This window comes from Bacillus sp. C-3-6 (assembly GCF_054509685.1).
On record NZ_CM137247.1, the window covers coordinates 375,253 to 397,310 of the forward strand.

The 22,058-nt window shown below is 34.1% G+C and carries 22 protein-coding genes, 1 pseudogene and 1 riboswitch; of the genes and pseudogenes, 12 read left to right on the plus strand and 11 right to left on the minus strand.

Annotated elements, in window-relative coordinates:
* Positions 1–52 precede the first annotated feature (52 nt).
* The 4 genes from ACW0JX_RS01995 to ACW0JX_RS02010 form a co-directional block, all read right to left on the minus strand.
* Positions 53–223, minus strand: coding sequence for a hypothetical protein (locus ACW0JX_RS01995; RefSeq protein ID WP_000644466.1), 171 nt, complete (start codon positions 221–223; stop codon positions 53–55).
* Between the two features lie 173 nt (positions 224–396).
* Positions 397–1,404 carry a FecCD family ABC transporter permease gene (locus ACW0JX_RS02000; RefSeq protein ID WP_095691485.1) on the minus strand — a complete coding sequence of 336 codons (1,008 nt, stop codon included), beginning with the start codon at positions 1,402–1,404 and terminating at the stop codon, positions 397–399.
* The gene (locus tag ACW0JX_RS02005) at positions 1,401–2,441 is read right to left on the minus strand and encodes a FecCD family ABC transporter permease (RefSeq protein ID WP_423116775.1); all 1,041 of its coding nucleotides are present in this window, start codon (positions 2,439–2,441) and stop codon (positions 1,401–1,403) included. Before ACW0JX_RS02005 ends, ACW0JX_RS02000 begins: the two co-directional genes overlap by 4 nt.
* A 48-nt stretch (positions 2,442–2,489) precedes the next feature.
* A complete protein-coding gene (locus ACW0JX_RS02010) occupies positions 2,490–3,407 on the minus strand; it encodes an iron-hydroxamate ABC transporter substrate-binding protein (protein WP_459245289.1) in 918 nt (305 codons plus the stop codon).
* 333 nt (positions 3,408–3,740) lie between these two features.
* Between ACW0JX_RS02010 and ACW0JX_RS02015 the strand changes: the two genes are divergently transcribed.
* Positions 3,741–4,790, plus strand: a complete 1,050-nt coding sequence (locus tag ACW0JX_RS02015; RefSeq protein ID WP_001078267.1) for an NAD(P)/FAD-dependent oxidoreductase — start codon at positions 3,741–3,743, stop codon at positions 4,788–4,790.
* Positions 4,791–4,986: 196 nt separating this feature from the next.
* Here the strand turns inward: ACW0JX_RS02015 and ACW0JX_RS02020 are convergent, their stop codons facing one another.
* Positions 4,987–5,355, minus strand: coding sequence for a hypothetical protein (locus tag ACW0JX_RS02020; RefSeq protein ID WP_000235474.1), 369 nt, complete (start codon positions 5,353–5,355; stop codon positions 4,987–4,989).
* A 186-nt stretch (positions 5,356–5,541) separates the two neighbouring features.
* Between ACW0JX_RS02020 and ACW0JX_RS02025 the strand changes: the two genes are divergently transcribed.
* The 7 genes from ACW0JX_RS02025 (at position 5,542) to ACW0JX_RS02055 (ending at position 11,305) form a co-directional block, all read left to right on the plus strand.
* Entirely contained in the window at positions 5,542–5,781 is a 240-nt protein-coding gene (locus ACW0JX_RS02025) for a helix-turn-helix domain-containing protein (protein WP_001998970.1), read from the plus strand.
* Between the two features lie 235 nt (positions 5,782–6,016).
* Positions 6,017–6,526: a hypothetical protein gene (locus ACW0JX_RS02030; protein ID WP_000051528.1), complete on the plus strand. Its 510-nt coding sequence runs from the start codon at positions 6,017–6,019 to the stop codon at positions 6,524–6,526.
* 20 nt (positions 6,527–6,546) lie between these two features.
* Positions 6,547–6,996, plus strand: a complete 450-nt coding sequence (locus ACW0JX_RS02035; RefSeq protein WP_459245290.1) for a spore coat protein — start codon at positions 6,547–6,549, stop codon at positions 6,994–6,996.
* Positions 6,997–7,157: 161 nt separating this feature from the next.
* Positions 7,158–7,826 (plus strand): LSm family protein, encoded by a 669-nt coding sequence (locus ACW0JX_RS02040; protein WP_089170326.1) that lies wholly within the window; start codon positions 7,158–7,160, stop codon positions 7,824–7,826.
* A gap of 239 nt (positions 7,827–8,065) precedes the next feature.
* Entirely contained in the window at positions 8,066–9,331 is a 1,266-nt protein-coding gene (locus ACW0JX_RS02045) for a hypothetical protein (RefSeq protein ID WP_000434728.1), read from the plus strand.
* Between the two features lie 137 nt (positions 9,332–9,468).
* On the plus strand, positions 9,469–10,695 hold the full coding sequence (locus ACW0JX_RS02050; RefSeq protein ID WP_001046109.1) for an ATP-binding protein: 1,227 nt from the start codon (positions 9,469–9,471) through the stop codon (positions 10,693–10,695).
* Between the two features lie 229 nt (positions 10,696–10,924).
* A complete protein-coding gene (locus ACW0JX_RS02055) occupies positions 10,925–11,305 on the plus strand; it encodes a hypothetical protein (RefSeq protein ID WP_000424116.1) in 381 nt (126 codons plus the stop codon).
* A gap of 28 nt (positions 11,306–11,333) precedes the next feature.
* Here the strand turns inward: ACW0JX_RS02055 and ACW0JX_RS02060 are convergent, their stop codons facing one another.
* Positions 11,334–11,966 carry a cyclase family protein gene (locus ACW0JX_RS02060; RefSeq protein WP_053565367.1) on the minus strand — a complete coding sequence of 211 codons (633 nt, stop codon included), beginning with the start codon at positions 11,964–11,966 and terminating at the stop codon, positions 11,334–11,336.
* Positions 11,967–12,051: 85 nt separating this feature from the next.
* A riboswitch (SAM riboswitch) is annotated at positions 12,052–12,164 on the minus strand.
* Between the two features lie 149 nt (positions 12,165–12,313).
* On the opposite strand from ACW0JX_RS02060, the gene ACW0JX_RS02065 reads away from it, so the two are divergent.
* Positions 12,314–13,423, plus strand: a complete 1,110-nt coding sequence (locus ACW0JX_RS02065) for a PRK06851 family protein (RefSeq protein ID WP_069354883.1) — start codon at positions 12,314–12,316, stop codon at positions 13,421–13,423.
* Positions 13,424–13,535: 112 nt separating this feature from the next.
* Positions 13,536–14,318, plus strand: coding sequence for a nucleotidyltransferase domain-containing protein (locus tag ACW0JX_RS02070; RefSeq protein ID WP_001208237.1), 783 nt, complete (start codon positions 13,536–13,538; stop codon positions 14,316–14,318).
* Positions 14,319–14,331: 13 nt separating this feature from the next.
* Here the strand turns inward: ACW0JX_RS02070 and ACW0JX_RS02075 are convergent, their stop codons facing one another.
* On the minus strand, positions 14,332–15,633 hold the full coding sequence (locus tag ACW0JX_RS02075; RefSeq protein ID WP_459245291.1) for an MFS transporter: 1,302 nt from the start codon (positions 15,631–15,633) through the stop codon (positions 14,332–14,334).
* A 143-nt stretch (positions 15,634–15,776) separates the two neighbouring features.
* Positions 15,777–17,303 carry an FAD-dependent oxidoreductase gene (locus ACW0JX_RS02080; RefSeq protein WP_459245292.1) on the minus strand — a complete coding sequence of 509 codons (1,527 nt, stop codon included), beginning with the start codon at positions 17,301–17,303 and terminating at the stop codon, positions 15,777–15,779.
* Positions 17,304–17,884: 581 nt separating this feature from the next.
* Between ACW0JX_RS02080 and desB the strand changes: the two genes are divergently transcribed.
* On the plus strand, positions 17,885–18,970 hold the full coding sequence (gene desB, locus ACW0JX_RS02085) for a Delta(10) desaturase DesB (RefSeq protein ID WP_000661226.1): 1,086 nt from the start codon (positions 17,885–17,887) through the stop codon (positions 18,968–18,970).
* A 53-nt stretch (positions 18,971–19,023) separates the two neighbouring features.
* On the opposite strand, the gene ACW0JX_RS02090 is transcribed toward desB, so the two are convergent.
* The 3 genes from ACW0JX_RS02090 to ACW0JX_RS02100 all read right to left on the minus strand — a co-directional run bounded on the left by ACW0JX_RS02090 (position 19,024) and on the right by ACW0JX_RS02100 (position 21,462).
* Positions 19,024–19,779 carry an amino acid ABC transporter permease gene (locus tag ACW0JX_RS02090; protein WP_002004337.1) on the minus strand — a complete coding sequence of 252 codons (756 nt, stop codon included), beginning with the start codon at positions 19,777–19,779 and terminating at the stop codon, positions 19,024–19,026.
* A 43-nt stretch (positions 19,780–19,822) separates the two neighbouring features.
* The gene (locus ACW0JX_RS02095; protein WP_084065553.1) at positions 19,823–20,617 is read right to left on the minus strand and encodes an ABC transporter substrate-binding protein; all 795 of its coding nucleotides are present in this window, start codon (positions 20,615–20,617) and stop codon (positions 19,823–19,825) included.
* A gap of 122 nt (positions 20,618–20,739) precedes the next feature.
* Entirely contained in the window at positions 20,740–21,462 is a 723-nt protein-coding gene (locus ACW0JX_RS02100) for an amino acid ABC transporter ATP-binding protein (protein ID WP_000616925.1), read from the minus strand.
* 374 nt (positions 21,463–21,836) lie between these two features.
* Between ACW0JX_RS02100 and ACW0JX_RS02105 the strand changes: the two are divergent.
* Positions 21,837–22,022, plus strand: a pseudogene (locus ACW0JX_RS02105) (HAMP domain-containing protein); the annotation flags it as partial.
* Positions 22,023–22,058: the final 36 nt, after the last annotated feature.

Here is a 22,058-nt window from a genome sequence, read left to right on the forward strand (position 1 = left end):
AAAATGGCCGTGAAAGAATATATATTCTTCCATGGCCATTTTAGGATTTTAATTATTTAGATATATTTTTGAGTTGCGAATCTAATTTCCAAAAACCGATTCCTGAGAATAGTGCTGCTAATGAACCAATAATTGCAGCAATACCGATATCTCCGAACATCATTCCGCCCATTAAGATACCAAAAATTCCAATTAAGATAAGAATAATAGAAATAGCTTTCATTATACGATACTCCTTAAAACGTAAAAGTTATATGTGATAATATAACATTAATAGAGTTTATAATCAAAAATATTTTGTTCAGGAATTGTATTGAGGTAGGAAATATGAATGGTGAATAAAGGGTTAGGAGAAGGAAACGAAAGGAAAAAACATCCTCAAAATTGAGGATGTTTTTACGCTTTCTTAAGCAACAAATACATAAAGTAAGGAGCCCCAATTAAAGCAACGACAATACCTGCTGGAATGCCATTAGGATCAACGATATTTCGTCCAATTGTATCTGCTAATAATAATAGCCATCCGCCAATTAAAACGGCGATAGGCATGAATATTTGATGCCTTGGACCTACTAAAGATTTTGCGATGTGAGGAGCCATTAGTCCAATAAAGCTAATTCCTCCTGTTACGGAAACAGCAGCGGCAGCAAGTGCAACGGCTGCGATTAATAAGTATCTTCGTTCTTTTTCAATTTCAATTCCAACACCGATTGCGACCGGTTCGTTTAATGCTAGAATGTTTAATCGATTTGCTTTATAGAAGACAAATGGGATTAATACAATTAGCCATGGAAGTATTGCTAAAACAAATGTCCAGTCATCTCCCCAAATGTTTCCGGCAATCCATTTTGAGATAAAGTCCACTTTCATACGATCAGCGGATGAAATAAGGACAATCATCGCTCCAGATAGTGCAAATGCAAAACCGATACCAGTTAATGTTAATCGTATTGGTTGAAGTCCAGTTGATTTACTATATGAAAATACGTAAATTAGAACAGCTGTCAGAAATGCCCCAATAAATCCAACGACAGGTAGTAAGTAAAGAAATGAACCTACGTCTATTGGAAAGTATAAAAAGAAAATAGCAACAGCAACACCAGCCCCAGAGTTAATACCAAGAATACCAGGTTCAGCTAAATCATTTCGGGTAATTCCTTGCAGAATAGCCCCTGATAAAGCGAGAGCCATACCAGCTAATAATGTAATGACAATTCTAGGTAGTCTTAAAGAGTATAAAACGAACTCCTCTTTAAAAGTCCCTTGCCCCATTAATGTTGGGAGTAGTCGATCATAAGATAAAGATGCTGAACCAAGTCCCATTCCAACTACAATGGTTGTGATGATTACTATAAGTAAAGCGAGTATAATGAGACGCTGTTTTCTTAAAATAGATTGCATCATGAGAATGTTTTTCCTCCTTTACGTACAATGAATAGGAAGAATGGTAATCCTACAATCGCGACAATTGCCGCAACTGGTGTTTCGTACGGAGCGTTAATAGTACGTCCGATTGTATCTGCAAGTAGCATAAAGGAAGCTCCAGCAATTGCTGACATCGGTATAACAAATCGGTAATCTGGACCGACAATTGGGCGTACCATGTGAGGTACCATTAAACCGATAAATGCCATATTTCCAACAAGCGCTACAGATGCACCTGCAAGTAAGATAATAATGATAAATAAAATAGTTTTAATAACAATAATTTTTTGACCTAGTCCAATAGCCACTTCCTCACTGAAACTAAGAACTGTCAATTTTTTTGCTAGTAAGATAGCGATAAAGATACTAATTGAAATGACTGGAATAATAATTTTTAATTGGCTCCAAGTTGTTCCAATTACGCCCCCAGCAGTCCAAAGTGATACATCTTGTGAAATTTTAAAGTAAATGCCAATTCCTTCTGAAATTGCGAGTAGAAATGCTGAAACTGCAGCACCCGCTAATACAATTCGAAGAGGAGAAAGGCCGCCTTTTTTCACCATACCAATTCCAAATACCATCATTGCGCCAATTGCAGCACCGATAAAGCAAGCTAACGTTAAGTAAAGATAGCTGATGGAAGGATTGAAAGCAAGTGTTAGTGCAAGCGCAGCATTTGCTCCACCAGATAGCCCTAATAATCCAGGGTCCGCAAGTGGATTTCGTGTTAATCCTTGCATAATTGCTCCAGAAACGGCTAATCCAGCTCCTACAAAAATAGCAGCAACTTCACGTGGTAAACGTATTTCTCGAATAATAGATATTTTGTCTCCTTTAGCGGAGGAAGTGAGTGCTAACCATACATCTTTTATCGAAGTATCTGCAGCACCTAATACCATTGCAACCATAAAAATAAGAAAGAATGCAATTAAGCTTAAAATTAGTTTGTATGTAAAAGCTATAGAACGTGGATTATCATGATCTTTTGTCATTCGTTTCACATCTTTTCTGTTCATAGAATAAAGGAAGAGGAATTCTTAAATTAAGAATTCCTCATGTTTGTATTATTTACCAAGAAAGCTCTTCTTGAAGAAGTCTAGTTGGAAATCTAATGTAAGTGGATCATTGAAATAGAATTCCATCATGTTTGCTTCATATACACGATTATTTTTTACTGCTGGGATGTTTTTATATGATTCTGTCTCTTGGAATGAGTTATCAGTATCTTTGTTTTTACTTACGATTAAGTAATCACCAGCAAATTCAGGTAATACCTCAGTAGATAATGCGTAATAACCTTCTTTTAATGCTTTTTCTTTTACTTTTTCAGGCATTTTTAATTTCATTTCTTGGTACAGAATTTCTGTTCCGCGGCCCCAGTTCTCGCCGTATACATAAAGCTGTTTGTTGAAGTTTTCTACAACAGAAACTGTTGCATCTTCACCGATTTTTGCTTTAATTTCTTTACCAGCTTCTTGTGCACGTTTCTTGAATTCATCAACCCAAGTTTTTGCTTCTTTTTCTTTGTTTAATAACTTACCAATTTCTAAATGCTGTGTTAAGTAATCAACTTTTCCGTAAGTGTATGTTACAGTAGGAGCGATTTTCTTTAACTTATCGACATTTTTAACATTTGATAAACCAATGATTAAATCTGGATTTAGTTCAGCGATTTTTTCAACATTTTCATCTGATACTTCAGCAACATCTTTAAGTTTACTATCAAAACGTGGGTTTTGTTTAGACCATGAATCTACCCCAACAAGATTTACACCTAATGACATTACGTTACCAGCGAATGATGATAGTACAACAACGCGTTTTGGATTTGCAGGAACTTCTACTTTACCATTTTCAGATTGGTATGTAATTGTTTCTGATTTACTACCTTTTGCATCGTTCTTTTTGTCTGTAGAGCCATTGCTACAAGCACTCATAACAAGAACGAAAAGAACTGTTAGTGAAATAAATAACTTTTTCATCGTCTTTCTCCTTTAACATAGATGATATGTGTATACAATAATTTGTTTAACTGTAATCTTTTTGAAAGAGTAGTGGTAAAGCAAAATGATTTATTAAAAATCTTGAATATGAGATTTTATAATATAGTATTAACCATATTAATGAAAGAAGATGTAATCTCAAATTTGCTAATTATTAACAAAATGATAATGATTATCACTATTGATTCTTTAAATAATATAATTTTATATAGGTGTATTGTCAATAGTAATTTTGATTGTAAATTTTGCGGAAACAGGTTATATTTTATTGAGAATGATAATCAATGATTAATAGCTGAGGAGTGAGCACGAATGAATCGAGAAGAATTGTTTGATGTAACCGTGATAGGCGGAGGACCTGCAGGGCTTTATTCAGCTTTTTATAGTGGACTCAGAGAAATGAAAACAAAAATAATAGAATTTCAACCACATTTAGGTGGAAAAATACATGTGTATCCGGAAAAAATGATTTGGGATGTAGGAGGACTATTGCCGGTTACAGGTGATAAGTTAATTGAACAACTTGTACAGCAAGGGTTAACATTTAAGCCGGAAGTTGTATTAGATACAAAAGTAGAATCGATTATTCGTAATCAAGATGGTACTTTTACATTAAAAACAAGTACTGGCGAAGAACACTTTTCAAAAACAGTTATCGTCGCAACAGGAAGTGGTATATTGAAACCGCAAAAGTTATCTATTGAAGGTGCTGAGCGATTTGAAGTATCGAATTTAAATTATACAGTTAAATCTTTAAAGCGTTTCAAAGGTAAAACAGTTATTATTTCCGGTGGAGGCAATTCTGCTGTTGATTGGGCAAATGAATTGGAACCAATTGCGAAAAAAGTGTACGTAACCTATAGAAAAGAAGAATTATCTGGTCATGAAGCACAAGTAAAACAACTTATGAACAGCTCAGCGGAGTGTTTCTTTAATACATCGATTACAAAATTAATTGCTGGTGATAATCATGAAGCGATCGAATATGTAGAATTAACAAATCATGAAACAGGTGAGGTTTCTCACTTACCTATTGATGAAGTTATTATTAATCATGGATATGAACGCGACATTACATTATTAGAAAATAGTGAGTTAGACGTTGCAATTATAGATAATTATTATATTGCAGGTAATGCAAATAGTGAGTCTTCAGTAGATGGATTATATGCTGCTGGAGATATTTTAAAGCACGAAGGGAAACTACACTTAATTGCAGGTGCATTCCAAGATGCTGGAAATGCTGTGAATAAAGCAAAGCAATTTATCCAACCAGATGCAAGTGAGTACGGAATGGTTTCTTCTCATAATGAAGTATTTAAGAAGAGAAATCGCGAACTGATTAAGCAGATGATAAAATAATAAGGAACAAGTATACCCCCACATACTTCTCTATTCAAATGGATGAGAGATGTACGTGGGGGTTTTCCTGTTTACTATATTTTCAATCATTATAATGACACCGGTTTCATCAGTTCATATGATATGAACATTTTTATTGGTAAAGCATCTTAGAAAACAATTTAGCTATGTTTTGCTTACGCAGAACATGGCCAAATTACGCTGTCCCTTTAGCGCGTTCATTAGGAAATGGCATATTTAGTATAGAAGCAATATATTGTTTTCCATGTTTTCGAGCCAATGATTCTAATATTTGACGGACGCGTTTTGTAAGATGGCCTTGTTTTTTGATGGCTTCACAATATGCGTCATAGAAAGCATATTTAGCCCAAAGGAAATCATCTTGTTGGAATAAGAAATGATTTTTGTACCATTCACCAATTGTATGATAACAATTGTTTTCATGTATTGCTGTGCTTTGAGAAAGAAAACGATCAGATAAAGATACATTCAAATGAGAAATTGTGTTTTCTGTTTCAACTTGTAGTGTTTTTTCTAACATTGTAATGATGTGACGAGTAGCCATATGTTAACTCTCCTTTGTGTAAATGGGTAATACCATTCTATATTTAAAAAATTCTTACTATATAATACTATACAATATATGGAATGCATCTACCTGCTTTTTGAACTGCATTTACAAAATCTTTTTTATTTGTTTACAAAAATAAAGTAAAGTAAGATACAGTATAGATGAAAAAATAATAAAGGAATGAACGCATTGTATATAACAGTAGAAGAGACTGCGGAGTATTTGAATTTACCAAAATCGTATATTGAAGAGTTAATTCAGCAAAAGAAAATTCGTGCGCTATTCGATGGAGAGCAATATTTAGTAAATAAAGAACAATTTAATACACATTTAGAACAAATGGAGAAATATAAGCAATTAGTGGAAGAAATATTGAACGAACCAATTCCAGAAGATATGGATGTTAAAGACGAAGATTAAACTATGGAAAATCCCTTATGAAGATATGCAGAAATGTATATTCATAAGGGATTTTTTGTTTGAAGATATCAAAAACATAAGGAGTTTTTAGCCTTTCTTCAAATTTTGATAGGTAGTAGTCTACCATGTTAAAAGCATATTTTTTTCTAGCTAGGACAAACATAGAGAACGTAACCTGTACAGATACATATACTATCAGTGCAAAAGCTTATAAATTAATGGAAGGGGTTTTCTCGTGAGTTTATTTCATTGTGATTTTCTGAAAGACTTAATTGGATCTTTTGTGAGAGTAAACAGGGGTGGTCCAGAATCTCAAAAAGGGACAATAGTCGCTGTATGTTCGGATTACTTTGTATTAAAGAATGAAAAAGGAGAGCTCTATTACTATCAGATTCGTCATCTGAAAAGTATTACAAAAAATGCGAAAGATTGTAAAGCAGATGATTGCAGATGGTTGGAATGTGAATGTGAAGATGACTTTGAAAAGTTACTTCAAAGCTTCAAATATTGCTGGGTGAAAATTAATCGTGGTGGCCCAGAGAAAGTTGAAGGTATTTTACAAGATGTTTCTTGTGAATTTGTGACACTAATTGTAAAAGAAGAAGTTATATTAGTTGCAGTATCTCATATTAAGAGTGTCGCAGTAGCTTGTAGAGAAAGCGAAGAAAGCGACAGTGAAAGCAATAGTGAAAGTGATGATTCGGGTCGAGCTCGCGCACAAAGACAGTCAAGAAGAGGAAGATAATAAGAAAGGAGGATACAAATTTGGAAAGTATATTATACTGTGAACAAATTAAAGGCTTAGTCGGTGAGACTGTAAAAGTAAATCTTCGTGGACCAGAGAGTCGAGTGGGGGTACTTGTATCGTTAGGAAGAGATTACCTTACATTACAACTTCCTCTTGGTGAATTAGTATATTACCAATTGAAACATGTGAAGAGTCTAGTTAAGAAAGTGAAAGAAAGTAAATGTGGCGATGGCTATGTTTCATGTTTCTGCTCTGATGATGATACTTTTGTCGATGTATTACGTGACTTGAAGTATAAGTGGGTAAAGATTAACCGTGGCGGCCCAGAGTGTGTAGAAGGCCTATTAAGTGAAGTGCATGAAGAATGTATTACGCTAGTAAACGGTGATGAAGTTATTTATATCATTAATTATCATATTAAGAGTGTGAGTCAAGTAGTGAAATGTAAAAAGAATGAAGATGAATAATGTTTAATAAATAAGAGGGGCATTATGAGGGAAAGAGAAGAACAATTTCTTATTTCGATAGTATGAAAAGGAATTACTTACTATTAAGACAGAACATTGCCCTGATTATTTTTTTGAAATGGAAGATAGGAAAGCTGAAATTTATAGGAAGGAGGATATAGATGAATGAGTTAAACAAAAGTATTGGGGAAAATATATATGTTAAATTAATCGGTGAAAAAAGATTTAAAGGTGTATTAATAGACGTAGGAAATGACATTATTGTTCTTTACAATGGACAAGACTATGTATATATATCTTTATATCATGTACAATACTATAAATTTTTAAGACCACATGACGAAGACATACTAAAACCAGATGTTGATTCTGTAATTAAGAGGGAATCCCCTTCAATTTCTTTGAGAAAAGTATTAAGTACTTCTAAAGGGATTTTTACAGAAGTTTATGTAGCAGGAAATGCTCCAATACATGGTTATGTTACAAGTGTGATGAACGACTATATTGTTTTTTATAGTCCGGTTTATAAAACGGTATATATATCTTTAAAGCATTTAAAATGGTTAATTCCGTATAAAGAAAACCAAGTACCGTATGCCCTCAATAAAAATGAACTCCCCGTAAATCCGTTAAATATTACATTAGCTAGAACATTTGAAGAACAGCTTATTAAAATGACTGGGAAAATTATGGTGTTTGATTTAGGTGAGGAGTCCAATAAAATTGGAAAAATGGCGAAAATTGATGAAGGTCATATTGAAATATCAAAAGCACGTGATGCAAAAATGTATGTGAATATTCAACATGTAAAATCCGTCCATTGTCCGTAGATTAGTTGGAAGGGCTGACTTTTTCTTTTATATGCAGAAGAAAAGGTCGAGCCTATTTGTTTTAGTTTAATTTGAAGATGAGGGGAAAAATGAATTGAATATAAACATAGTATAGTGTGATTTTTTAAAAGGTAACTTTACACTAACTTATAAAAATTGTGTACGAGCTATCTTTTTATGTATTCAATTTATTTTTTGAGGAGGAGCTGCTCAACTAATTTATTAAAGGGGTTTTGTTTGTGGAGCAGTTTCCGAATTCGTTATCAATTACATTGCTTGGTAGTGCTGGTGGAGCAGCAAAAGCAGTTTTAGCAATTTTAAATCAAGCGATAGCAAATGAAAAAGATCCAATTTATGAAGTATTAAAGAATGCCAAATTTCATTTGGTGGATATAAAACAAAAAGATAGGACTTATTATGATGAGTTGTTTTCGAATTTGAAAAGTCAATTATATTTATATGAAATAAACCTTCAAAATGTAGTGGAATTTAAACAACATTTAAAAGAAAAAAGAACGAGTGTTGTGATTGATGTTTCAGGGGCAGATACAATTAGAGTATTAAGCTGCTGTAATGAACTAGGAATTTGTTATATTAACTCAGCCTTGGAAAATGAGGCAGTAGATCAGGACGATAGCTTAATCGGCTTTCAGCTTACGGAAAGATATACAAGGTTTGAGAAGGAGAAAGAGAAATTTACAAATACAAAAGCGATTATAGGTTCAGGTATGAATCCAGGTGTTGTTCAATGGATGGTTGTTGAGCTTATGAAGGAACGACCAAATGAAAGGCCAAGAGCATGTTATATTGTAGAACATGACACATCGTTTTTGAATGATACAGCACTTATAAAGCCACATACACTTTATGCTTCATGGGCAGTAGAGCGATTTTTAGATGAAGCAATCTGGAGTTATCCGATGTATATGAGTCATCATCGTCCTCTTTACTTTTATGAAGATGTATATGCTTCAGAGTATAAAGTGAAGTTAGGAGAAAAAGAATTCTATGGTTGTTTAATGCCACATGAGGAAGTATTAATTTTAGGGAAAAACTTTAATATGGAAGTTGGTTTTCTTTACCGAATTAATGAGTATACAACAAATATAATTAGACAGAACTTAGATCAAGTAGAAGATTTATGGAACTGGAATCGTAAAGTGTTTAATCCAGCGGAAGAAGAGGTTGCTGGAGAGGACTTGGTCGGTGTGTTACTCGTTTATGAAAATAGTGAGACATATATGTATAATGTGATGAATAGTAGCCAAGTTTTTCGTAAATATAAAACGAATGCAACGTATTTTCAAGTAGGGTGCGGGATTTATGCGGGCTTGTCCAGTTTACTTTTAGATCAATTTGAACAAGGTGCTTATTACGTTGAGGAGTTGTTATTAAATACAGAAAGTAAGTACGGTGAGTATTTAAATTTATATATGAAGGATTTTGTAATAGGGCATAATAATTTTACGGATGGATTGTTACATGACAGGGTAAGATGGATGTAAGTTGTTACCAAAAGGAAGGAGAGATCTCCTTCCTTTCATTATTATAAGGTTAAATATTGCCCTGAAAGCAATTTCATACTTATACTTTAAGGAGATAACAATGAAAGTTTTTTGTATCGATCAAGGGGAGTTTTTATATGAATAAATACAAGAGCTTGATTTATGAAGAAAGAAGAGCCTTAAAGGTATTTATATTATTATTTTATATTATATTCTTTTTATATGACGCTATATATTATTTTGTATATCCTGCTATGAATATTAGTGGAACAGCGGTAGGTTGGCCAGAAGGTAGTCTTGGGATAGGTGTGCCTATATTTGTAATAGCATTATTTCCTATTTCTATATATCTTCAAAAAAGAGGGTATGTATATTCTGTAAAATATTTATTTTTATTTGGGTACATGTTTATCAATCTTGTGAATAATTTAATGATTTATTTGCGAACGGATAGACCTTTTGAACATGGTAGTATGGTAGAAATGTTATTAATTTTATTTGCCCCAGTTTTCGTGAATAGAAAATACTTTTATTTAGTGTCCTTTAGTGTAATTGGAAAGTACGTATTTTTCACATTGCTATTACAAGATTTAAAAGTGGTAATTCCACTTGTTTTATGTATATTCTATTTCATTATTTCACATTCTTTATTAAAACGATTTCAATCTTATGTAAGAACAGTGGTTGAAATGATGAACAATATGAAAGAGACGGAAAATTTAGCTGTGATTGGGACTATGTCTACAACAATTGCCCATGAAATTCGAAATCCGCTAACAGCGTTAAAAGGGTTTACGCAAATGCAAAAAGAAAGAAATCCAACTGATACGATGAGCTACGACATTATGCTACAAGAAATTGAAAGGGTTAATGGATTTGTTAGTGAATTGATGTTGTTAGGAAAACCAAAGCCAACAAATTATGAAAGGTGTAATATACGAGACATCCTTCTATATGTTGTGCATCTAATGGAAAGTTATGCAACGCAATATAGAGTTAAATGTCATTTACAAGTAGATGGGAATTTACCGGCTATAAACGGTGATGACAAGCAATTAAAACAAGTGTTATTAAATATCATTAAAAATGGAATAGAATCAATGCCAGAGGGTGGAGAAATTCATATTCGTGCATATCAAAAAACGCAAGGACATTTGTGTATTTCTGTTGAAGACCAAGGATTTGGTATAGAGAATGAGAAGTTAGAAAAAATCGGCAAGGCGTTTTACACAACAAAGGAGACTGGTACAGGACTTGGGTTAATGATTACATATAAAATTATTAAGGAACATCAAGGGAGTATCACGATCCAAAGTAGTCTAGGAGTAGGAACGAAAGTAGAAATTTTTCTGCCGACCGTTTAATGTATTGGGAGAAAAGATTTTTCAGAAAAGTGTTCTTGTTGTGTAAATATAAACATTTTATAAAATGTTTCAAGAAGGGTTTTTTTTATAAAATACTTCGTTTATAATGGAGGAAAATATCGACATGAGATTGATTGCTCATGTAGCGGTTCAGTGGTGTTATGAAAAGATAAGAAGGGGTGCACACGCATCCTTTTTTCTATGCAGATATTATGAAAGAGGTGGTATGATGGAATTAACATTAAATTCGACTGTATGTTTACACACGATTCAATTTCGAAAAGAGCAAAAGAATTATATTGTAAAAGATACAATTACAGGAGAAAAATATGAAATGCCGCCACTTTGGATTGATGCATTGGCAATGATGCGTGACGGTTTTTTATTGGGGGAAATTGAGGAGAAATTAAAAGAAGAGTATCCATCCGAAGAAGTGAATATGTTAGCATTCACGAGGCAACTGTTAGAACTAGAACTTGTTGAAATGGTAGATGGAGAAGAGATAGCTTGCACAAAGAAGAAAGAGATAGATTGTTTAGCTTGGGTGCGTCCCCGTGTGGAACAATTCTTTCTTAATTTAAATAGAAAATATAGAAGCAAAGACCAATAGTGGCCTTTGCTTTTTTTATAGGCTGTGTTTAAAAAATAACAGCAAATGCTCTTGCGAAAGCACCGTCACTATTTTTAATTTTTAAAGGTGCTGCTGAGAAAAAGAAACGTTTTGTTTCGATAGCATCTAGATTTGTTAAGTTTTCAATTAAGTAAATATTATTCCCTAGTAATATGTGATGAATCGGTGATGTTTCTGTTGTGACTTCATCAGGAGAAATGAAATCTAAACCGATAGATTTTACTTTTAATCGCACTAGTTCTTTAGCTAATTCTTCAGAAAGATAAAATGCTTCTTTCTCATAAGCTTCTGTATTCCATTTGGTGGATAGATTAGAATGAAAAATAACAATATCACCTTCTTTTATATCAGCATTATGCAATACTGCCTTAGGTAATTTGCGTTCTTGAATATGTGTTACATCTATAAGAACAGCTTCGCCTACAAATTGATCCAGCGGTAATCGATCGATGGTCGTTGCGCCTGAAATAAAATGCGCAGGGGCATCACAATGCGTGCCAACATGAACGACAGAATGAAAATCTGTAACTTGATAGCCTGATTCTTCAACACTTGTAACAGCTTCTAGTTGTATTTTAGGTGTTCCAGGAAATTGAGACATATTATTTTCAAATGTTTGCGATAGATCAATTACTTTCATTTTACATACCTCCAATATATGTTTTTCAAATAATAAAAAGCTCATCCTTCAGTATCAAGAAAGATGAGCTTTACATGCTAGTTGAGTTTTATCTTCCAAAATGCAATGCATTTTGCAGGAATTAGCACCTATTCAGTTTGTATAAACTGAGGTTGCTGGGCTTCAAAGGGCCGGTCCCTCTGCCTCTCTTGATAAAGAAGTATTCAGTTTTTAAAATCGGAATTTTCCGATAGTTAAATTGTAATTCATTTCCTTTTTTCGTGCAATACAAAATAGGTATTCACCCAAATAAAGCTGCTCGCATATTGTAGCTTATGTAAATAGAATGCTGCGAAGGAGTGAGTGCAGTGACAGGAAATATATTAAATTATTATGCTGGTGGTAATACAGCTAGGGGATTTCACAATTTATACGAAGAGAATTTAAAAGGATTAGACAGATTATTTATCTTAAAGGGTGGCCCAGGAACGGGAAAATCTTCTTTAATAAAGGCAATAGGTCGTGAATGGATTGAAAAAGGATATGATATTGAATTTTTGCATTGTTCTTCTGATAATAAATCGGTTGATGGTGTAATTATCCCAAAATTAAAAGCAGGAATTGTTGATGGGACATCGCCGCATGTTATTGAGCCAAAAATGCCAGGAGTTGTTGAAGAGTATATAAATTTAGGAATTGCTTGGGACTCAGATAAACTAAGAAAGCAGAAGTTAGAAATTGAAAGATTTGTTTCAGAAGCAAGCAAAGCTTTTCAGTCTGCTTACGCACGTTTTAAAGAGGCATTGGTTATACATGATGAGTGGGAGAAGATATATATTGATAATATAGATTTTAATAAAGCAAATGAACTAACCAATCAGCTAATCCAGAAATTATTTGCAGATAAAAACGGGAGACAATCGCTTGTAAAACATCGTTTTTTAGGAGCTGCTACACCGAAAGGAGCAGTTGATTTTGTTCCTAATTTAACAGAAGGGTTACCACATCGTTATTTTATAAAAGGGCGCCCAGGCTCTGGAAAATCAACGATGCTCAAAAAGTTAGCTAAGGCAGCTGAAGAAAAAGGATTTGAAGTTGAAGTATATCATTGCGGATTTGACCCGCATAGTCTTGATATGGTTATCGTAAGAGAATTAGGCTTTGCAATTTTTGATAGCACCGCACCACATGAATATTTTCCAAGTCGCGAGGGTGATGAAATTATTGATATGTATGCCCTTATTGTTACGCCAGGGACGGATGAGAAATATGCGAAGGAAATTCGTGATGTTTCCATTCAATATAAAGCAAAAATGAATGAGGCGATGTCTTTCTTAGCGAAAGCAAAATCGGTTCGTGATAAATTAGAACGAATTTATATTGCTGCTATGGATTTTTCAATAGTAGATGCATATAAAGAGGAGATTCAAAAAGAGTTTGAACGAATTGCTGCTACTGTAATTGAAAAGCAACAATAGACGTTTCATTAGGCTGTCAGTAATTTCTGACAGTTTTTTTAGTATGTAGTAAAATTAGTATTGTATTTGTCGAATTTCCAAGGAAATAATCAAAAAATGGAGGTGTTATGCAATGAGAGAGAAAATCGAGTTGGAGTTAGAAAGAATTGAAAAAGAGAATGATGTGAAAATTTTATTTGCGGTGGAATCAGGGAGTCGTGCTTGGGGGTTTCCATCGAAAGATAGTGATTATGATGTTAGGTTTGTTTATATACATCCGGTAGAATGGTATTTATCAATTCATGACAAACGAGATGTAATTGAATATCCAATTAGTGATGATTTAGATATAAGTGGTTGGGATATTAAAAAGGCGTTGCAACTATTCGCGAAGTCGAATCCAGCTTTACTTGAGTGGATTCGATCACCAATTTTTTATTCGAAAAACTCTAATTTTCCAGAACTACTTCAACAGATGAGTGAGAAGAATTTTGATCCAAAAGCAACGATATATCATTATTTACATATGGCGTCGAAAAATTATCGTGAATTTTTGCAAGGTGAGAATGTAAAGCTGAAAAAGTACTTTTATGTATTACGTCCCATTTTAGCTTGTAAGTGGCTAGAAGAGAAAACGACTTTACCTCCTGTAGAATTTGACCGATTAATTACAGAATTATCATTAGAACGTAGCGTATTAGATGAAATTGAAAAGTTGTTAATAAAGAAAAAAGCAGGTACTGAATTAGATGTTGGATTGAAAATTAAGGTGCTAAATCAATTTTTAGAAGAACAAATTCATTACTATCAGCAATATGTAAAAGGAATTGAAAAGGGATCAGGAATCGATATTGAGAGTTTAAATACATTGTTTCGAGATATGTTGTTTGAAGCATATGAAAAAGAGCACAAGTAAGTTTGTGCTCTTTTTATTTTGTAGGAATGAAGAAAACAGATATAGCTGCGATAAGACCTGCAAAGGAGAATAAGTAAAAATTCCATGCTAAGTCATATTGCATTGTCATAATAATACCGACGAGAATTGGGCCAGCAATTGCACCAACTCGGCCAAGCCCCAGTCCCCAGCCTAAGGAGGTAGCTCGGATATGTGATGGGAAGTATTGTGTTACATATGCATTTAATATTTGAGTAATACCGACTGATCCAATACCAGCAAGGCCAATTAAAAGATAAATGATTGTAACAGATGGTTTGATTGTTAATAGTCCGATACATATGGCTGCCATAAGATAAGAGATGCTAATAACAATTTTTGCTCCTATACAATCAGCAATTGCTCCAGCGAATAATGCGCCGATAGCTGCGGTAATATTTAGCATAAGTAGAAATGACAGACTAGACCCAAGAGGATATCCTGCCTGGCGCATCATCTGTGGTAACCAAGTGTTTAAACCATATATTAAAAACATTCCCATTATATAAGTGATCCAAAAAAGTAGCGTTGCTTTTATGTATTCTTTTGAGAATAAAGTAAAAAATCCATTTTTCTTTCGTATAGTAGATGGGTCTTGATGAGTTTTATCTTTTACATGAAATTCAATTTGAAAACGATTAAGAATTTGGTTCACTTCTTCTTGGCGATTACGTGATAATAAAAATTGAATGGACTCGGGTAAATAGCGAATAATGAAAGGAATGAGGAGTAGTGGAATCATTCCGATACCAAACATAATTCTCCATCCGAAATCTTCTAACATAAGCATGGACAAAATAGCACCTAACACGATACCTAAAGGATAGCCAGTAAACATAAGAGCATAAATAAAAGATTGCCTTTTTTTTGGTGAATATTCAACAGTAAGTGCTGAAGCTGTTGGGATAACACCGCCTAATCCGATTCCTCCTATAAATCGAGATAATCCAAATAACTCAGGAGAAGGAGCGATAGCCGCTAAACCCATTGTGATAGAAAAAAGTGCTAAACAGCATATAAGCGTCCATTTACGCCCAATTAGATCTGTAATCGTTCCAACTAGAATAGCCCCAATAAACATCCCAAATAAAGCATAGCTTGCAATTGTACCAGCATGCGCTGGTGATAGCGCCCAGCTTTTGTCTTCTAGGAGCTTTGGTAGAACGGCACCGTAAATACCTAAATCATATCCATCAGCTAAAATGGCTAGCCAACAAATAAAAACAACAAGTTTTGTAATAGAGCTTGGAAAGATAGTTTCTGTAGATTCTAGATGAGGTGGAGCTGAAGGTTGCATAATATTCACCCCTTTTAATTTGTAGATGAATATATTATTTTATTTAATGTTAATATGTTCCTCCTTGTGTCGAATTTTATCTGAAAAGGGTTTATAACAAATAAAGAAGTTCAACAGTAATTTTGTTGAACTTCTTTATTTGTTTACTCATTATCAACTCGTTTTAACGGTTGATCTGCTGGGCCTTCAAGAACGTCTCCCTCAATTGAAAAACGAGAACCATGGCAAGGGCAATCCCAAGTACAATCACCATTATTCCATTCAACTTCACAGCCGAGATGTGTACAAGTTGTATCGACGATATGTAATTTTCCTTCTTTGTCCTTATAAGCACCTGCTCGTTTACCGTTAACATGTACGACAGATCCTTCACCAACTTCGAGATCTTCTGGCTTACGTAATGCGGTTTCAATCTTTCCTGCAATTAAATGTTTCGCAACATCAATGTTTTGGGAGAGGAACGTTTTTATATCTGGATTTGCATGGAAGCGTGATGGTGCATACAGTTCTTTATAGGGACTGTGAACTTTTATGATGGAGTCCTTCAGTAGGTGAGCGGCAGCAGTTCCAGTTGTCATTCCCCATTTGCGATATCCAGTTGCAACAAATATATTTGGATTTCTTTCGTTAATATGTCCGATATAAGGAAGCTTATCTAGAGTAATTAAATCTTGTGCTGACCATCTATAAGGAACTTCATCTATTCCAAAAGTGGCTTCAGCAAAAGAATAGAGTGCTTCATAATGAAGCATCGTATTTATTCCCTGACCTGTTTTATGACTCTCTCCGCCAATCAAAATTAATTTTTCTCCATTGTTTGTTATATAGCGTAAGGAGCGCTTTGGATCATCAATACTTAAATACATGCCACCTGGATACTCCGTTTTTGCTTTTATTGCAAGAGCGTAGGAGCGTTCTGCGTACATTCGCGTAAAGAAAAAGCTATTCGCATCATAAAAAGGAAAATGTGAACAAGAGACGACATATTCACAAGTGATATGATGGCCCTCTTTTGTAATTATTTGTGGATAATCGCCCTTTTCCACATCCATAGCTGTTGTTTGTTCGTAGACCTTTCCGCCCATCTCCACAAACTTTTCTAAAAGTGTTTTTAAATAAAGAAGGGGATGGAATTGTGCTTGATTTTTCATTATAAGCGCAGATTGTACTGGAATAGGAATCGATAGAGATTGAACATAGTCACAAGATATATTTAATTTTTGATAAGCTTCATATTCTTTCGATAAATTTCTTAATCCGTTATCAGTAGTTGTATATAAATATGAATCTTCATTTGAGAAATTACAGTCGATTTTATATGTTTGAACAGTTTTATTTATGAATTGTAGAGCCTTATTATTTGATTCATAGTAAAGCCGGGCCTTTTCTACACCGAAATGATTTATTAATTCATCATAAATAAGATCATGTTGTGCTGTTACTTTCGCTGTTGTATGCCCAGTCGTTCCGTTTAAAATACGACCAGAATCAATTAAAACAACATCGATGCCTTCTTTTGCAAGTAAATAGGCAGTAGTAATACCTGTAATACCAGCACCGATAATAGCAACTTTCGTCTTTATATTTTCGGATAAACGAGGGAAAGTAGGAAATTGAGTAGATTCAATCCAATAAGATAGCGGCAGTTGTGGGAATGTATCACCTGTCATTGCGGAAACCTCCTGATTTTAGAACAATTTTCCTTTTAATATTTCCATATTATATGAAATTCATGTGTGTTGTTTTAGAGGAAGTCTATTTTTATTAAAAGAGTGTATAAATTATTTTAATATAATTAATTAGGTGGGGCATTATGAAGAAGTAGGATTTATATAAAACTAAATTCAAATGATTCTGTTTGTTGATTACATAGAGAGTTATTGAATGAGATAGAGTCTATGCCGTTTAAGAAAATGTCTATATATAGTGGGTAAATCCTTATGAAATCTATACATTTTCTTTAGTGAAATAAAGTATGATTATAAAAATATAACCACCTTTTATTACTAGGTCATAAAAGGTGTTGACAATATAGAAATTCTATTGTTATGATTCATCATGTGGAAAGGTTGATAGAGAGTAAAAAGAGAAATGTTTTTCATTGATAATAAAAGCGAAAAATAAGTGACGATAGAGTGAGTATATTTTCCTTATAATAGATGCTTTTTGGATCATCTAGTAAAATCAATCTGGAAGCAAGAATTGATATATGTAAGTTGCGCAAGGCGCGGCATAAGAAAGGAGCAAAAGGATGAAGGAGCTTCATACGTTTGGGTGGTATGCAGCACGTGTATCACCACATTTGCCGAAAAAAGCATTTAAACCAGTGCCTACTCGTTTATTTGGTGGACTGGCTTATTTGCTTGTGGCATTGGCGGGGTTAATATCGATTGGTGTATTTGAATTGAATGTGTGGGCGAATCTAGGAATTGCGATTGTTCTTGGATTATGTTTTGCTTCACTAGGATTTTTAGGGCATGAAATTTTACATGGAACTGTTGTAAGAAAGGCATGGCTTCGTGACTTCTTAGGCGCGATTGCATTTATGCCATTATCAACAGGGCCAAAGCTTTGGAGAAAGTGGCATAATGCAACGCATCATGTTCATACACAGCATGAAGAGAATGATCCAGATGCATGGCCGACACTTGAGAAACTTAAGAAGAGTAAGTTTTTGAGTTGGGTATATCGTATGCCTTTACATGTACGTTCATTCTTTAGTTTTCTGTCACTAACAATTCAATTTACATTGCATTCGACTCGAATGTTCTTTCATTTTATAAAAGAGTTCAAGTCATCCAATCAAAAATCTGTATGGCTTCAACTTCTTTTGCCTTGGACAGTTTGGATTAGTTTATTGTTTATTATGGGACCTGGAAAATGGTTATTTGCATATGTCATTCCGTTGTTAATTGCTAACTTTATTGTAATGGCATATATCGCAACAAATCACCGCTTAAATCCAATTGTTCCAGTAAATGATCCGTTAGCAAACTGTTTGTCAGTAACAGTGCCGCGCTGGGTAGACGTTTTACATTTCAATTTCTCATATCATACAGAACATCATCTGTTCCCGGCTATGAGTTCAAAATACTATCCGTTAGTAAAAGAGAAGATTAAAGAAATGTGGCCGGAACGCTATCATGAGATGCCGATGACAAAAGCTTTGGCAGCGCTATGGAATACACCACGTGTGTATTATCAAGGAAGTGAATTAGTGGATCCGCATAGAGAGCATTTCTATGGTTCTTTAGGAAATGGACTAGATCCTCATAATATTTCATATCGTGAGGAACATATAGAGGAAGAAAAGAGTATTAAAAAAGTAAATCAGTAAACATTAATATATTTTTGCAATGAAAAAGCAAGCCATCTCAGGCTTGCTTTTTCTTATAAAGAAACTTCCTTTTTGTTCTTTTTATGGAATTGGACGGAGTTAGTTTCTTTTCGTTGTAGTCGTTTTTCTAAGAGATTAACAAAATAAGTAAATAGAAGAACAAGTACGAGATAGTATACACCAACGATTATGTAAGTATCTAATTGTTGGAAGTTACCTGCTGCAATTGATAAACCTGATCCCCATAATTCGGACAGTCCTACGTAAGCGACAAGTGAAGAGTCTTTTAATCCGATAATAAATTGGTTTCCTAGAGGAGGAAGAGACAGACGAAATGCTTGTGGTAATATAATCCGGCGCATAGCTAAAGGGTAAGGCATACCTAAGGAGCGAGCGGCTTCCAATTGTCCCCGGTCGACGGATTGAATGGATCCTCGGAAAATTTCCGTAATATATGCACCGTTATGAATTGCTAAAGCGATTGCTCCTGCCCAAAAAGGGGAGAAAACAATGACAGATGTAATGCCAAAATAGAGAATTGCGATTTGAACGATTAAAGGTGTACCACGAATAATAGCAATATAGATATGAGCAATGCTATTTAAAACTTTGTTATTCGAGATCCGAAAGAAAGCAAATAATAATCCAATTAATGAACCGAGTACTAGGGAGGTTAATGTTAATTGTAATGTGACAATAGTAGCTTTTAAGAGTGTGGGATAGGTAGAGATAAAAATTTCAAACATGCGTTTCACCTCATATTGTATAGATTTTAGTAGAGAATGAAATGCCCCACATAAAATGAACATTTAATCAGTGGGGCACTGTTTATGAATCTTTTGAATGGCTAACTTACTTCGTTTTTTCCTCTTCACCGAGAATATTACGCCCGAACCATTTTTTACTGATCTTTTCATACGTACCATCTTTAATGATTTCATCTAACGCTTTATTTACTTTCTCAACCATTTCTTTATCATCTTTGCGAATAGCAATTCCCATTTCATCAAGATTTAATGGTTTTCCGGCTTCTTTTATATTTGATTTTCCTTCTTTTATCATACGTAGACCAACCATTTGATCCGTAATTACTGCGTCAACACGCCCAGGCTCTAAATCCATAAGAGCAGTAATATCGCTGTCATATTCTGTGATTTGATCCGTATATTTTGCAACAAGATTTTTAAAGGTACTAGCTTTTACAACACCAATTTTCTTACCTTTTAAATCTTCTGGAGAAGAGATAGCGTTATTCTTTTTAGCTACAAAAATTTGGGCGCCGGAGCGATAGTACGGATTTGAGAAACTAACAGCTTTTAAGCGCTCCTCTGTAATTGCCATACTACCCAGTATTACATCATATTTCTTCGCTTGAAGACCTTGAATCAGCGTTTCCCATGGGTTTGTAACTGGCGTAGCCTTCATGTTCATCTTTTTAGCAAGAGCTTCACCGATTTCTACATCAAAACCGACAAGTTTGCCGTCATTTTCTTTATAGTTAAAAGGTTTGTATAATCCACTCATCGCATAGCGAAATTCTTTTTCACCATTTGTTGAAATAGTAGAGCTTTCTTTGCTACAAGCTCCTAGTATGAAAGATGTACATAGTGTAATGCTAGCAACAATGGTTAATAGTTTTCTTTTCATAAAACCCCTCCTATATATTGATCATACGGATGGTTTTTTAGTATGTTATTGAAATATTTTATTTGGATGATTAGTTGTGCACCGTATGAATGTATTCTTTTTTGTTCGAAACAAAAGTTACATTATAAAACGTTGCGTAAAAATTGTTTTGCCCGTTCATGTGATGGAGCTGAAAAGAATTGTGCTGGCGGAGCATCTTCTACAATCTTTCCATCATCCATAAAGATGACGCGATCAGCTACATCTCTTGCGAAATTCATTTCATGAGTAACAATAACCATTGTCATCCCTTCTTCAGCAAGTTCTTTCATAACTTGCAATACTTCTCCAACAAGTTCAGGGTCTAAAGCTGAGGTAGGCTCATCAAATAGCATAATCTTAGGGCTCATTGCAAGAGCTCGTGCAATGGCAATGCGCTGTTTTTGACCACCTGAAAGAAGATGAGGAGTTACATCCGCTTTATCTTGAAGGCCGACTTTTTGGAGAAGTTGAGTTCCAATATCCTTTGCATTTGCTTTCTCTAATTTTTTTACGTGAATAGGTGCTTCTATGATGTTTTCTAGTGAGGTCATATGAGGAAAGAGGTTAAAGTGTTGAAAAACCATACCGACATTTTCACGGACTTTATTTAAATTTGAATGCTTTGGATCAATTCGCTCACCTTGTAAGTGAATTTCGCCTTCATCGTACATTTCTAAAAAGTTAAGACAGCGAAGTAATGTACTTTTACCAGAACCACTGGCACCAATTAAAACAACAACTTCTTTTTCTTTTACTTCTAAATCAATTCCTTTTAACACATCAAGTGAACCGAATGATTTTACTAGATTTCGAACTTGAATCATACAAAACCCCCAGTTAAAAATATATTTTACAAATGTTGCCCCTTATTTCTGTTATTAGTCATAAATTGTCAGAATCCTTTATTTTTTTCGTGCAATTTGATATTCAAAGAAATAATATTTTTAAAATCTCTATATCCTTCTATAATGAAAATATGGATAATAATATATAGGTAGTATTTATATTGCTTATAAAAAGGGGGAAAAGGAAGATGGAAAAAGAAAGGAAAACATTTTCTTTTGGATTACGTACACAACTTATGCTATTCACTACAGTTTTAGCTTTCATTACATATTCAACAAGTATATTTTTTATTTACGTGATATACGATTATTTTCAAAGTTATGTAAGTCAAACAGTATATAATATTATCGTTATGTTATTAGGGGTAGTATGGTCTGGAATTTTAGCATATGGAGCAGCCGTATTTTTAATTAAACCGCTTCGCAAGTTAGAGGAAGCGGCAAGAAAAGCAGCTGAGGGTGATATTCGTGAAGATGTTCCATTACCGAAGACAGATGATGAAATTAAATCTTTAAGTGTTGCATTTAATATGATGTTAGGAAACTTAAGGGGCATGGTAAAAAATATTGATACA